Source organism: Pseudomonas asplenii (assembly GCF_001293465.1).
Classification (GTDB): domain Bacteria; phylum Pseudomonadota; class Gammaproteobacteria; order Pseudomonadales; family Pseudomonadaceae; genus Aquipseudomonas; species Aquipseudomonas fuscovaginae_B.
This window is the reverse complement of the sequence record NZ_JSYZ01000015.1, coordinates 245,576-257,791: the sequence shown is the minus strand read 5'-3', so window position 1 is coordinate 257,791 and position 12,216 is coordinate 245,576. Positions and strand designations below refer to the sequence as shown.

General features: G+C 64.8%; 12 protein-coding genes. 5 read left to right on the top strand and 7 right to left on the bottom strand.

All coding sequences use genetic code 11. The features are described from left to right. Positions 1-217: 217 nt before the first annotated feature. The gene (locus tag PF66_RS19915; RefSeq protein WP_054063612.1) at positions 218-682 is read right to left on the bottom strand and encodes a TIGR02444 family protein; all 465 of its coding nucleotides are present in this window, start codon (positions 680-682) and stop codon (positions 218-220) included. A 50-nt stretch (positions 683-732) separates the two neighbouring features. On the opposite strand from PF66_RS19915, the gene PF66_RS19910 reads away from it, so the two are divergent. Further along, entirely contained in the window at positions 733-2,643 is a 1,911-nt protein-coding gene (locus PF66_RS19910; protein WP_054058763.1) for an ATP-binding cassette domain-containing protein, read from the top strand. Between the two features lie 94 nt (positions 2,644-2,737). Further along, positions 2,738-3,370: a LysE family transporter gene (locus tag PF66_RS19905; RefSeq protein ID WP_017902613.1), complete on the top strand. Its 633-nt coding sequence runs from the start codon at positions 2,738-2,740 to the stop codon at positions 3,368-3,370. A gap of 61 nt (positions 3,371-3,431) precedes the next feature. On the opposite strand, the gene PF66_RS19900 is transcribed toward PF66_RS19905, so the two are convergent. Genes PF66_RS19900 through PF66_RS19885 form a run of 4 tightly spaced genes read right to left on the bottom strand, consistent with a single transcriptional unit; the run spans position 3,432 to position 6,603 of the window. Next, a complete protein-coding gene (locus tag PF66_RS19900; protein ID WP_054058764.1) occupies positions 3,432-4,178 on the bottom strand; it encodes a penicillin-binding protein activator LpoB in 747 nt (248 codons plus the stop codon). Positions 4,179-4,181: 3 nt separating this feature from the next. Continuing rightward, on the bottom strand, positions 4,182-4,772 hold the full coding sequence (gene lpoB / locus PF66_RS19895) for a penicillin-binding protein activator LpoB (RefSeq protein WP_054063611.1): 591 nt from the start codon (positions 4,770-4,772) through the stop codon (positions 4,182-4,184). A 41-nt stretch (positions 4,773-4,813) separates the two neighbouring features. Continuing rightward, positions 4,814-5,188: a YcfL family protein gene (locus PF66_RS19890; protein WP_054058766.1), complete on the bottom strand. Its 375-nt coding sequence runs from the start codon at positions 5,186-5,188 to the stop codon at positions 4,814-4,816. 17 nt (positions 5,189-5,205) lie between these two features. Beyond that, a complete protein-coding gene (locus tag PF66_RS19885) occupies positions 5,206-6,603 on the bottom strand; it encodes a COG3014 family protein (protein ID WP_425357907.1) in 1,398 nt (465 codons plus the stop codon). Between the two features lie 625 nt (positions 6,604-7,228). On the opposite strand from PF66_RS19885, the gene PF66_RS19880 reads away from it, so the two are divergent. After that, positions 7,229-9,124 carry a cytochrome c/FTR1 family iron permease gene (locus PF66_RS19880; protein ID WP_054063609.1) on the top strand — a complete coding sequence of 632 codons (1,896 nt, stop codon included), beginning with the start codon at positions 7,229-7,231 and terminating at the stop codon, positions 9,122-9,124. A gap of 2 nt (positions 9,125-9,126) precedes the next feature. Beyond that, complete coding sequence (locus PF66_RS19875) at positions 9,127-9,582, top strand: YaiI/YqxD family protein (RefSeq protein WP_054063608.1); 456 nt, start codon at positions 9,127-9,129, stop codon at positions 9,580-9,582. On the opposite strand, the gene elbB is transcribed toward PF66_RS19875, so the two are convergent. After that, positions 9,579-10,241 carry an isoprenoid biosynthesis glyoxalase ElbB gene (gene elbB / locus PF66_RS19870; RefSeq protein ID WP_054058483.1) on the bottom strand — a complete coding sequence of 221 codons (663 nt, stop codon included), beginning with the start codon at positions 10,239-10,241 and terminating at the stop codon, positions 9,579-9,581. The genes PF66_RS19875 and elbB overlap by 4 nt on opposite strands. A 113-nt stretch (positions 10,242-10,354) precedes the next feature. On the opposite strand from elbB, the gene PF66_RS19865 reads away from it, so the two are divergent. Beyond that, entirely contained in the window at positions 10,355-11,593 is a 1,239-nt protein-coding gene (locus PF66_RS19865) for a sterol desaturase family protein (protein WP_054063607.1), read from the top strand. On the opposite strand, the gene PF66_RS19860 is transcribed toward PF66_RS19865, so the two are convergent. Beyond that, on the bottom strand, positions 11,571-12,182 hold the full coding sequence (locus PF66_RS19860; protein ID WP_054058485.1) for a DedA family protein: 612 nt from the start codon (positions 12,180-12,182) through the stop codon (positions 11,571-11,573). The two genes, PF66_RS19865 and PF66_RS19860, sit on opposite strands and share 23 nt — an antisense overlap. Positions 12,183-12,216 lie beyond the last annotated feature (34 nt).

Here is a 12,216-nt window from a genome sequence, read left to right as displayed (position 1 = left end):
AGCCAGCTGCCGCCAAGCCCGCTGCGAAACCGGCTGCTGCCAAGCCAACTGCCGCCAAGCCCGCGGCGAAACCTGCTGCTGCCCCTGCCGCAGCCAAGCCGGCCACTCCGGCAGCCGCTCCTGCGGCTTCGGCTCCAGCGACTGCCGCTGCTCCTGCTTCGGCCCCTGCCGCGCCAGCGACCACACCGGCCGCCAGCAGCACCCCTACCAGCGCTTCCTAAGCCTGGCTCACCACGACGCGCAGCTGGTGCAGCGCGTCGTGGTTCAGGTGCGCCGCTTCACCGGCCGCACTTTCCAGCCACACCGCCAGATCATCGGCCGCTTCCCTTGGCCAATCCCCGCTCAAGGCCTCCAGGCGCGACAGCAACTGCTGCTCGGCTTCCAGTTCGAGGGCCTTGATCCGATCACGCAACCTCTTCAGTTCGCTGTCCTGCAGGGCCATGGCCCGCCATTGCCCGCGCAGTTGCCGCAGGGGCTGCACCACCTGTTCGTGCCAGGGGTGCGCGACCCGCCGCAAGCCCTCCAGCCGCCCAGGCGCGTACTTCACGCCGCGTACTCCGAGCCAGGCCGCGCAGAGCAGCAGGCAGACATTCGCCCCATGCCCCTGCAGCGCCAGGCAGGTTCCTTCCACGCCAGGCTTGGCGTAAATATCCAGGGAAAACGTCCACAGGTCAGCATGCATGGTGAGATCCGCGCCAGTTGCGAGGGAAGCTGGTAGACTCCGCCGCCATTATGATTCGACTTCAGAACCTGACTTTACAGCGTGGCCCGCAGCGTCTGCTAGAAGACGCCGAGCTGACCCTGCACGCCGGCCAGAAAGCCGGCCTGATCGGTGCCAACGGCGCCGGCAAATCGAGCCTGTTCGCCCTGCTGCGGGGCGAGCTGCACCCGGACTCGGGTGACTGCTTGCTGCCGGCCGATTGGCGTATCGCCCACATGCGCCAGGAGGTCGATACCCTCGAACGCCTGGCGGTCGACTATGTGCTCGACGGCGACGTGCGCCTGCGTCAGGTGCAACGCGACCTGGCTGCCGCCGAGGCGGCCCAGGACGGTTCGGCGCTGGCCCGCCTGCACTCGGAACTCGACAGCGCCGACGGTTATACCGCCGATGCCCGTGCCCGCAAGTTGCTGGCCGGCCTGGGTTTCACCAACGAGCAGATGGATCGTCAGGTCGGCGACTTCTCCGGTGGCTGGCGGATGCGCCTTAACCTGGCGCAGGCACTGATGTGCCCGTCGGATCTGCTGCTGCTCGACGAACCGACCAACCACCTCGATCTCGATGCGATCATCTGGCTGGAGGAGTGGCTCAAGAGCTACCCCGGTACCCTGCTGCTGATCTCTCATGACCGTGACTTCCTCGATGAAGTGGTCGATCACGTGGCCCATGTCGACCAGCGCAAGCTGGTGCTCTACCGCGGCGGCTACACCGCGTTCGAGCGGGCCCGTGCCGAACGCCTGGCGCAGCAGCAGCAGGCCTACGAGAAGCAGCAGGCGCAGCGTGCGCACATGGAAAGCTACATCGCCCGCTTCAAGGCCCAGGCCACCAAGGCCCGCCAGGCGCAGAGCCGGATCAAGGCCCTGGAGCGGATGGAGGAGCTGTCGGCGGCCCATGTCGATTCGCCGTTCGACTTCACCTTCCGCGAGTCGCACAAGATCTCCAGCCCGTTGCTGGACCTCTCCGATGCACGCCTGGGCTATGGCGAGAAGACCATCCTGGAGAAGGTCAAGCTGCAGCTGACTCCGGGGGCGCGGATCGGTCTGCTAGGCCCCAACGGCGCGGGCAAGTCGACGCTGATCAAGAACCTCGCCGGCGACCTGTCGCCCCTGTCGGGTCGCCTGACCCGTGGCGAGAACACCGTGGTCGGCTACTTCGCCCAGCACCAGCTCGACTCCCTGGATTCCAAGGCCAGCCCGTTGCTGCACCTGCAACGCCTGGCGCCGACCGAACGCGAGCAGACCCTGCGCGACTTCCTCGGCGGTTTCGATTTCCGTGGCGCGCGCATCGACGAGCCGGTACTGAATTTCTCCGGTGGCGAGAAAGCCCGGCTGGCCCTGGCGTTGATCGCCTGGGAGCGGCCGAACCTGTTGCTGCTCGACGAACCGACCAACCACCTGGACCTGGAAATGCGCCTGGCGCTGACCATGGCCCTGCAGGAGTTCAGCGGTGCGGTGCTGGTGGTTTCCCACGACCGCCATCTGCTCAAGAGCACCACCGACAACTTCTTCCTGGTCGCCGACGGCAAGGTCGAGGAGTTCGATGGCGACCTGGATGACTATGCCCGTTGGCTGGTGGAGTATCGTCAGCGCAGCGCACCGGTCAGCAGTGCGCCGGTCAACCCCGACAAGACCGACAAGAAGGCCCAGCGTCAGGCCGCCGCAGCCCTGCGTCAGCAACTGGCACCGCACAAGCGTGAAGCGGACAAGCTCGAAGCCGAGCTGGGCAAGCTGCACGAGCGCCTGGCGACGGTCGAGGCGAGCCTCGGCGACAGCGCACTCTACGAAGCCGCCCGCAAGGACGAGCTGCGTGATCTGCTGGCCGAGCAGGCCAAGCTCAAGGGCCGTGAGTCCGAGCTGGAGGAGGCCTGGATGGCGGCCCTGGAACTGCTGGAAAGCATGCAGGCGGAACTGGAGGCGTTGTCCTGACGGACGCGCCCTCGCTGCTTCAAGAAAACGGTGGTCAAGTTCACGCCTTCGGATTAGCTTAGAGGTTTGTTACAACTCTTATCCGAGGTGCGTGATGCTGCTTGAGACATGGCTGGCCTTTTTCGCTGCATGCTGGGTAATCAGCCTGTCTCCAGGGGCGGGCGCTATCGCCTCGATGTCCAGTGGCCTGCAATACGGCTTCCTGCGTGGCTACTGGAACGCCCTCGGCCTGCAACTGGGACTGGCGGCACAGATCGCGGTCATCGCTGCCGGTGTCGGGGCGATCCTGGCGGCATCCTCTACCGCCTTCTACGCCATCAAGTGGTTCGGTGTGGTCTACCTGGTCTACCTCGCGGTCAAGCAATGGCGTGCGCTGCCCAGCGACATGACCGAAGAGGCGACGATCCGTTCGGTCGGCAAGCCGCTGACCCTGATGTTCCGCGGTTTCCTGGTCAACGTCAGCAACCCCAAGGCCCTGGTGTTCATGCTCGCGGTACTGCCGCAGTTCATCGACCCCCATGCGCCGCTGGTACATCAGTACCTGATTCTCGGGGTCACCATGATCGCTGTCGACATGATCGTCATGGCCGGCTACACGGGCCTGGCGGCCAAGGTCCTGCGCCTGCTGCGCACGCCACGGCAGCAGCGGCGGATGAACCGGACCTTTGCCGGGTTGTTCGTGGGTGCGGCGGGCTTCCTGGCGACCCTGCACAAGGCCACCACCTGAAGCGGGGGCGAGGCAAAGAAAAAGGCGACCTTGATGGTCGCCTTTTTTGTCGCGTCTGGAACTACTGCAGAACCCTGGCCGGTTCATCCGGTGGCAGGTTGTTGCGTTGCAGTGGCGGGCGCGAGTCCGGAGACATGTCCGGACCACCCAACTGCAGGCTCAGTTGCCGTGCGACATCTTCGCCCAGGGATTTCGACACATCGCGTACCACCCGCGGGCGGTTCAGCGACACGCGGATATCCCGGCTGTTGACCAGCTTGGTGTCCTGGCCTTCGCCCATGGCGGTGAACGCCGAGGTGATCTGGTAGGTACGGGTGTTGATCAGGCTGAAGTCGCCCACCAGGGTCAGGCCCAGCACCGCCGAGTAGCTGTTGGTGTTGGCCAGTTCATTGATGTCCTGGGTGAAGTCGATATCCGATACGGTGCCGAACAGCACGTAGTCGGCCCCCTTGAAGCTGCCGCCCTTGATCCGCTTGATGACGTCGTAGACGTCACCCTTGGAGTTGGACGTATAGGGCGTGCCCTGGACCAGCTGGAACATGCCGCTGCGCAGGATCTCACCCTTGATGTCGCCGGTGAACTTGCGCAGTTCGCCCTGCTCGATGTAGCTGCTGCGGCTTTCGTACTCGTCGTAGCTCGCCGAGCCGGACGAACCGTAATAGCCCTGCTGGAAATTGCCGCGTGCCGAGACGCTGCGGATGTACTGCTCCACCTTCGCCTGATACGCGAGGTCCGCCACCGCGACTTTCGGCGCGGCCTGTACGCCAAAGGCCCAGGCCAGGCCGATAATGCCAATCCATGCTCGCATAGCTTAACGCTCCGTGGTTTTGCGGATCTCTTTCTCGTCCATCCATTCGGCCAGGCCGCTTTCGACGTCGATCAGTTGCAGGCTGAACTTGTAGAACACGTCCTTGTAGTCGCTGCTGCGCTTGACGATCGAGCTGATCGAGCCTTCCAGGCGGTACTTGGCGGCGATCATGTTGCCGGTCTTGCTGATGGTGCTCTTCTTGTACAGGCCGCTCTGGTTCTGCAGCTTGAGCTGGTCGACCTGGCTCTGCATCTCGGTGTTGTCGCTGGCGAAGCGGGCAGTACCGGATTTCATCAGCTGGGTCTTGATCGAGGTGGTGATCTCGCGGGTGTCGATGTATTCGCTGGTCTTGTTCTTCACGTCATACACCTGGACCACCGGGCGGCCTTGCAGCACGCCGGACTGGGCCAGGGAGCGGGTCATGGATTCGGCGATCATCTGCAGGTCGGTGGAGCCGAACTCGTTGGTGACCAGCTCGACAGCCTTGGTATCCCCGTAGCTGATGTTCTTACCGCCGAGGACCGGCGAAGTGTTCTGGGCGCAACCGCTGGCCAGCAGGGCAACGACGGCGAGGAGCGAAAAGCGTGCAAACATGGAGAGGTTCTCTTCAAAGGGGCGCAAGGGATGGCTTCGCGTCAAGGCGTCTTGACTTCGAGGCGGAAGTCGACGGCCTTCGGCGTCGGCGCGATGGCGGGCAGGAAGGTGCTCTGGGCGCCATACAGGCTCAGGGTCTTCCAGGCTTCCTCGTCGGCGATCGGGAAGCCGTCGTTGCCCAGCCAGGCAAAGCGGTAGTACATCATCTTGTTCTTGGTGCGCGTGTTGCTCAGTTGCACCTTCACGGTCAGGAAGCCGTTTTCCCGGGCAACGCGGATGGCGCCGACCTGGATGTCTTTCATTTCGCCCATGACGACGATCTTGCTCGCGGCGCTGCCCGGCGCCGGTGGTGGCGCAGGGGTTGCACAGCCGGCCAGCAGGGCCAGGGCAACGACAGCGGTCAGTTTGAAACGCATGGAAAAAGACTCCGTTCTCAAGGTTGTTTGATACTGGCCACGGCGGTCGGGCTGGTGCTCGGGATCCGCTGGGCCGCCAGGCCGCTGGTGAATACCTGGTTGCCGATGGCCCGCAGGCTGATCACCTGGTAGTGCCGATCGACGTTGATCCTGACCAGCGAACCGCCAGCGGCGCTGGGCAGCGAGACCTGGTGCTCGCCCTTCTTCAGGCGCAGGCGGACCACCTGGGTGGTGTCCGGCAGGGTGCGCCAGGTGCGGGTATCGGCGCCCTCTAGCACGGCGGAAGTGATGCCCACGGCCAGGCCCGCGATCGGGTTGACCTTGTTCAGGTTCTTCTGGGCGATGCCGCGGCTGATGGCCCGTACGCTGGTACGCAGGATGATGCCCGGCATGTCGTCGCGCAGGGCGCGGCTGGACATGGCGGTGGTGCTGTTGAGGGCGGTCAGGTTGACCTGCTGGCCATCGACGCCGATCTGGCCGAAGCCGGGGGTCGAGGTGTCGGCCTTGATGATCGGGAACGACAGCGGGGTGATCACCACGTTGTCGGAGATCAGCAGCGGCAGCGGGATGCGGATCGAGTCGCGGGCCGGCGCCAGGCCGCTCTGCACGACGATCAGGATATCGCTGTCATCGTCCTTGCCGGCCGGCTTGTCGAGATTGACCAGGGCCTGTTCGAGCAGCGGGGTGTTGGGGCGCAGTTCGGCCGCCTGGCGATAGCCCGGCGCGGCCAGGTCCTTCTCGCCCAGCGCTTCATAGATGTAGCCGGCGAGGTAGTGGCTGAAGGCGCTCTGGTAGCTGTTTTTCAGGCTGACCACTTCGGGCGCGTCCAGGCTGGCCACCGGGTAGCCCTTGAGGTCCTTGTACTGGGTCTTGATGCCTTGCTTGTCGGCTTCCTCTTCGCGCTTGAGGTATTCCTTGTCGCGTAATTCGGCGATCACCGCTTCGCGTTCGTGGGTCTTCTTGATCGCGGTGCGGGCGCTCTCGAAGTCGTTGGTGGCGAGGAAGTTCAGCGCCATCTGGGTGGTCAGCATGACCTTTTCGTAGTCGTAGCCTTCGTAGCGGCGGACCTTGTCGTTGACCAGGAAGCTGCCGAACTGGGCGGCATACCTGGCGTAGTCGACCTTGACCGCATCCTCCCACTGGCCAACGACCTGGTCGGCGCTGTTCCAGGCCTGCTGGCTGCCGGTGATGTCGCCCTTGGCCCGCAGCAGTTCGCCTTTCTCGAAGTAGTACAGCAGGTCACGGTCTTCGCCGGTGTTGTTCTTCTCCAGCAGCGACAGCGCCGCGTCGACATTGCCGGAGGCCAGTTGCTGGTTGGTCTGCGCCAGCTCACCGTCGTAGTTGCGGAACACCGAGCAGCCGGACAGCAGGGTCACGGCCCCAAGGGCGATAAGAAGGCGGGTGCTGGGTGTCATGAGCGACATCTTCCCTGATGGTGAAAGCAGCCGGAGGGCGGGTCTGGCTGGATGAACCCATTGGCAGGGCAGGCTACCCTAACAATTCCTCATTAAAAGAGGAGCTTTTATTGCGTTTGCCCATAACGCCGGCGCGGCATTATAGGCGGCGAGTGCTGGCTATGTAATGGCTTTTTTGCTCCAAAATGGTGGCTCATTACCGCGTCGAGCGATGACGGCGCCTGACCACGTTAAAGGGGGGCGGGTTGTGGCGTCGACGTGTCGGGGGAGGAAGATCGCGTAGGAGTCCGCGTCTGTCTGCGCAGGTCGGATCCGGGAGTTGTAGGGTGATTGCGCAACTGTCGTGGCCTGCGCCTGGGTGTCCTACCCCCGTGCAGGAAACTTCAGGGTTTCGCCGGGGACGAGTGAATCGCGTAGCCGCTGGCGAATACCCGCGGCAGATCGAGCAACTGCCCATCAGGCAGCAGAGCGGCAAGGGAGTGAACAGGCGCCAGGCCGTGGTTTTGACTCTCTTCCTGGCGGGCGTTCGGAGCGGCTATTTGTCTGTTTGCACCGCGTAATGCTTGAGTGAGGCGCGGTGAGAGGGAACAATATGTTACTTCGCATTTCCATTTAGGTCGTTTCAATGATTGTTCCCACGCGTTTCCTGGCCTGGCTGATGCTGCCGATGTTCGTCCTATGCAGCTCCAGCCTGCTGGCGAATACGGTGGAAGGCGCTCCCCAGGCCCTGCACCTGATCGATTACATCGGCGCGGACTACCCGGCCACGGTGGCGGATGGCAAGGTCATCGACGAAACCGAATACCACGAGCAACTGGAGTTCCTCAGCGCGTTGCAGAAGCTGGTCGTCGCGTTGCCGGCCCGTGCCGAAAGGGCGGAGCTGGAGCAGGGCGTTGCCGACCTGCGCAAGGCCATCAGCGAACGCCAGGAGGGCTCGCTGGTGGCGCGTCAGGCCCGCCAACTGGGCGCCAGGCTGGCCGTGACCTATGAGGTCAGCCAGGCTCCGGCCATTACCCCGGACCCGGCCCGCGGTGCGCCGCTTTATGCCCAGCAATGTTCGGTCTGCCATGGCGAAAGCGGGGCCGGCGACGGCCCGGCGGGCAGCGGCATGACGCCGCCGCCGGCCAACCTGCGTGACGCCTCGCGACTCGATCGCCTGAGCCTGTACGGCATCTACAACACCCTGACCCTGGGTGTCGAAGGGACGGACATGCCGTCGTTCGCCGATCAGCTCGACGAACGCCAGCGCTGGGACCTGGCGACCTACATCGCCAGCTTCAGTGCCGCACCGGTTGCGCAGACCGACAAGACCTACAATATCGCCGACCTGGCGCGCCAGACGCCCAGCGAGATCCAGGCCGCCGAAGGCGACGAGGCCGCGGCGCTGTTCCGCGCCCAGCGGGCCCAGCCGCCGCAGGTCAAGCGGGGGCCATCGCAACTGCTCGACTACACCGCGACGACCCTGGACAAGAGCCTGGCCGCCTATCGCGCCGGCGACCGCGAGCAGGCCTACGACCTGTCCGTGGCGGCCTACCTGGAAGGCTTCGAACTGGTCGAAAGCTCCCTGGACAACGTCGATGCCAACGTGCGCAAGGACACCGAGAAGTCGCTGATGGCCTATCGGCAGTCCCTGCAGGACGGCCTGCCGGTGGAGCAGGTCGAACAACGCCTGGCGTTCGCCAAGGACAAGCTCAAGACGTCTGCCGGTCTGCTCGGCAACGATGGCCTGAGCCAGTCGCTGAGCTTCATCTCCGGCCTGCTGATCCTGTTGCGCGAAGGCCTTGAGGCGATCCTGGTGCTGGCGGCGATCCTGGCGTTCCTGCGCAACACCGGCCAGCAATCGGCGGTGCGCAGCGTCAACATCGGCTGGGGCCTGGCCCTGCTGGCGGGGGCTGGCACCTGGGCACTGGCGGCCTACGTGATCGACGTCAGCGGCTCCCAGCGCGAACTGCTCGAAGGCTGCACCGCGCTGTTCGCCAGTGTGATAGTGCTCTGGCTCGGTGTGTGGATGCACGATCGCCGGCATGCCGCGGCGTGGCAGGACTACATCAAGAGCAGCCTGGTCGGTGGCGGCGGTCGTTTCGGTTTCGCCGTGCTGGCGTTCTTCTCGGTGTATCGTGAACTGTTCGAAGTGATCCTCTTCTACGAAACCCTCTGGCTGCAGGCCGGCCCTGCCGGGCACAGCGCGGTGCTGGCCGGCGGGGCGACGGCGCTGGTGCTGCTGGTCGGCCTGGCCTGGGTGATCCTGCGCGGTTCGGCGAAATTGCCGCTGGCGCTGTTCTTCGGCATCAATGCCGGGTTGCTCTGTGCCCTGTCGGTGGTGTTCGCCGGCCACGGCGTCAAGGCACTGCAGGAGGCCGGGATCTTCGGTACGCGGCCGGTGGCATTCTTCGACTTCGAGTGGCTGGGCATTCACGCCGACGCCTACTCGTTGGGTGCCCAGGTCGTCGCGTTGCTGGCGATCATCGTGCTCTACGGCCGTAGCCGGCTGGCGGAGAAGCGCCAGTTGCAGGCGTCCTGAGCATGCGCGTGTGGATCGATGCCGACGCTTGCCCACGGATCGCCCGTGACCTGGTGGTGAAGTTCGCCCTCAAGCGGCAGTTCGAGGTGGTGCTGGTGGCGGGGCAACCGCAGCCCCGGCCACCCTTCGCCTGCGTGCGGCTGATCGTGGTGCCCAGCGGGCCGGATGCCGCCGATGACTATCTGGTGGAGCATGCGGTGACGGGGGAACTGGTGATCTGCAGCGACGTACCGCTGGCCGATCGCCTGGTGAAAAAGGGCGTGGCGGCACTCGATCCCCGGGGCAAGCCGTTCGACGAGCAGAACATGGGCGAGCGGCTGGCGGTGCGCAACCTGTTCACCGATCTGCGCGAGCAGGGGCAGGTCGGCGGTGGCCAGGCGCCCTATGGCGAGCGCGAGAAGCAGGCGTTCGCCAATTCGCTGGATCGGATCCTGACCCGGCTCGCTCGCGCCACCTAACCTTCCTGGGCCAGTTCCAGCACCCGGTCCACCAGCTTGTTGATCCCCGCCGCCGCTTCGCCAATCGACCGGGCGAGCATGTAGGCGGGGGTCGTGACCAGCTTGCGGGCCTTGTCCTCGACAATTTCATCCACCGCGCACTCCTGGTGGTTGGCGCCCATGCGGCCCAGGGCCGCGGCGGTGTCGGCGTCGTTGCCGATGGTGCAGGTCACGCCCGGGCCGTAGATCTTCGCCGCCAGCGCCGGGGTGATGCAGATCAGCCCCACCGGCTTGCCGGCCTCGGCGAAGGCTTCGGCCAGCGCCAGGACTTCGGCCTGCACGCTGCAGCCGGCGCCTTCGATGGCAAAATTGGAGAGGTTCTTCGCCGCGCCGAAGCCGCCCGGCACGATCAGCCCGTCGAATTCCCGTACATCGGCCTCGCGCAGGTCGCGGACCTGGCCGCGGGCGATGCGTGCCGACTCCACCAGCACATTGCGCGACTCGGGCATTTCCTCGCCGGTCAGGTGGTTTATCACCTGCATCTGTGCGATGTTCGGGGCGAAGCACTGCACCTGGGCGCCACGCTGGTCCAGGCGCAGCAGGGTCAGCACGCTTTCGTGGATCTCGGCGCCGTCGTAGACGCCACAGCCGGATAGGATTACCGCGATTTTCCTGGTCATGTTGGATCTCCCGATGTCTGGCGTTAAATGTCTACCAATCTGGCATTCATTGTCAGCGGAATTTGCAGCGACTACACCTAATCTTGGGCCAATCGTTCCTCTTGGGTAGCGCCATGGACCTCATTCCTTATGCGATTCCGTTTTTCGTCGTACTGATCATCGTCGAGCTGCTGACCGACTATCGCCGCGGTACCCGCAACTATCGGGTGGCCGACGCGATCAACAGCCTCAGCACCGGCGTGCTGTCGACCACCACCGGCCTGCTGACCAAGGGTGTCGGCCTGGTGACCTACGCCGTGGCCCTCGACCACCTGGCGCTGTTCGATCTGCCGGCCGACAGCCCGTGGGTCTGGGTCATGGCCTTCGTGGTCTACGACTTCTGCTACTACTGGCTGCATCGCATGGGCCATGAGCGCAATATTCTCTGGGCCGCGCATTCGGTGCATCACCAGAGCGAGGACTACAACCTGTCCACCGCCCTGCGCCAGACCAGCACGGGCTTCCTGCTGAGCTGGATCTTCTACCTGCCGCTGGCGGTGCTCGGTGTGCCACTGTCGGTGTTCATCACCGTGGCGGCGCTGAACCTGCTCTACCAGTTCTGGGTGCACACCCGGCACATTCCCAAGCTCGGCTGGTACGAGTGGTTCTTCGTCACGCCGTCCAACCATCGCGCGCATCATGCGCAGAACCCTCTCTATATGGATCGCAACTACGGCGGCGTGTTCATTCTCTGGGACCGGCTGTTCGGCACCTTCCAGGAGGAGGACGACGCCGAGCCGGTGGTGTTCGGGGTGACCACGCCGCTGGCCAGCTGGAACCCGCTGTGGGCCAACCTGCAGTTCTACGCGCAACTGGCCGCTGACGCGCGGCGTGCCGAGCGCTACCGGGACAAGCTGCGTATCTGGTTCATGCCCACCGGCTGGCGCCCGGCGGACGTCGCGGCGAAGTACCCGATGACGAAGCATGACCTGGCGCACTTTCGCAAGTTCGAGGTGCCGCTGGAGCCACGTCAGCAGGTCTATATCGCCTTGCAGTTCGCGGTGTACGTGGCGCTGGGCAGCTACCTGATGAACTTCGCCGAGAAACTGCCCCAGGCGGCGCTGGTGCTCGGCTGGGCGGCGATGCTGCTGGGGCTGTTCGTACTCGGGGCGGGCCTGGAGAACCGGCCATGGGCGTTGAAGCTGGAGGTGACGCGGCTGCTGCTGAATGTGCCGTTGGCCTGGCTGGCGCCGCTGGTCGGGCTGTGGCCGGCCAGCCCGTTGGGCTGGATCGGCCTGCTCAGCTACAGCCTGCTGAGCGTGATCGGGCTCTACTGCAGCAGGGGGCGGGTCATTCGGCTGGCGGGTTCGTAGGGCCGGCCAGGGACTGTTCGGCCTCGGCCCTGCGGGCCAGGCGGGCGCTCTTGAAGCGCCGCCAGCTCCAGAGGACCAGGCCGACCAGCAGCAGGCCGCCGAGCACCCACAGCTCGTACTTCTTCACGCTGCCGAGCATGCCTTCGAGGATCGCCCCGAAGTGATAGGCGGCCGCCGCCAGGGCCGCGGCCCAGATGGCCGCGCCGATGCCGTTGAGCAGCAGGTAGCGCCCCGGTGGATAACCTGACAGGCCGATCGCCACCGGCATCACCGTGCGCAGGCCGTAGACGAAACGGAAGCTCAATACCCAGATGTCCGGATGGCGGCGGATATGTTCCAGGGCCCGGTCACCCATCGACTGCCAGCGCGGCTTGCGCGCCAGCAACTTGCGGCCGTGCTTGCGCCCCAGGAAGTACCACAGCTGGTCGCCGGCATAGCTGCCGAAGAACGCCACGATAACCACCAGGTTGATGTCCATGTATCCGCGAAACGCCAGGAAGCCTGCGAGTACCAGAATGGTCTCGCCTTCGAAGAACGTTCCGAGAAACAGGGCGAAGTAGCCGAAATCCTGCAGAAATTGTTGGAGCATTGTCTGGATGCTGGCGAAATGAACGCGCAGCCTA

What these genes read in the sequence shown, in the direction of transcription:
- PF66_RS19915 (WP_054063612.1), bottom strand. Translation starts at nt 682, where the DNA reads ATGCATGCTGACCTGTGGACGTTTTCCCTGGATATTTACGCCAAGCCT.
- PF66_RS19910 (WP_054058763.1), top strand. Translation starts at nt 733, where the DNA reads ATGATTCGACTTCAGAACCTGACTTTACAGCGTGGCCCGCAGCGTCTG.
- PF66_RS19905 (WP_017902613.1), top strand. Translation starts at nt 2,738, where the DNA reads ATGCTGCTTGAGACATGGCTGGCCTTTTTCGCTGCATGCTGGGTAATC.
- PF66_RS19900 (WP_054058764.1), bottom strand. Translation starts at nt 4,178, where the DNA reads ATGCGAGCATGGATTGGCATTATCGGCCTGGCCTGGGCCTTTGGCGTA.
- lpoB (WP_054063611.1), bottom strand. Translation starts at nt 4,772, where the DNA reads ATGTTTGCACGCTTTTCGCTCCTCGCCGTCGTTGCCCTGCTGGCCAGC.
- PF66_RS19890 (WP_054058766.1), bottom strand. Translation starts at nt 5,188, where the DNA reads ATGCGTTTCAAACTGACCGCTGTCGTTGCCCTGGCCCTGCTGGCCGGC.
- PF66_RS19885 (WP_425357907.1), bottom strand. Translation starts at nt 6,603, where the DNA reads ATGACACCCAGCACCCGCCTTCTTATCGCCCTTGGGGCCGTGACCCTG.
- PF66_RS19880 (WP_054063609.1), top strand. Translation starts at nt 7,229, where the DNA reads ATGATTGTTCCCACGCGTTTCCTGGCCTGGCTGATGCTGCCGATGTTC.
- PF66_RS19875 (WP_054063608.1), top strand. Translation starts at nt 9,127, where the DNA reads ATGCGCGTGTGGATCGATGCCGACGCTTGCCCACGGATCGCCCGTGAC.
- elbB (WP_054058483.1), bottom strand. Translation starts at nt 10,241, where the DNA reads ATGACCAGGAAAATCGCGGTAATCCTATCCGGCTGTGGCGTCTACGAC.
- PF66_RS19865 (WP_054063607.1), top strand. Translation starts at nt 10,355, where the DNA reads ATGGACCTCATTCCTTATGCGATTCCGTTTTTCGTCGTACTGATCATC.
- PF66_RS19860 (WP_054058485.1), bottom strand. Translation starts at nt 12,182, where the DNA reads ATGCTCCAACAATTTCTGCAGGATTTCGGCTACTTCGCCCTGTTTCTC.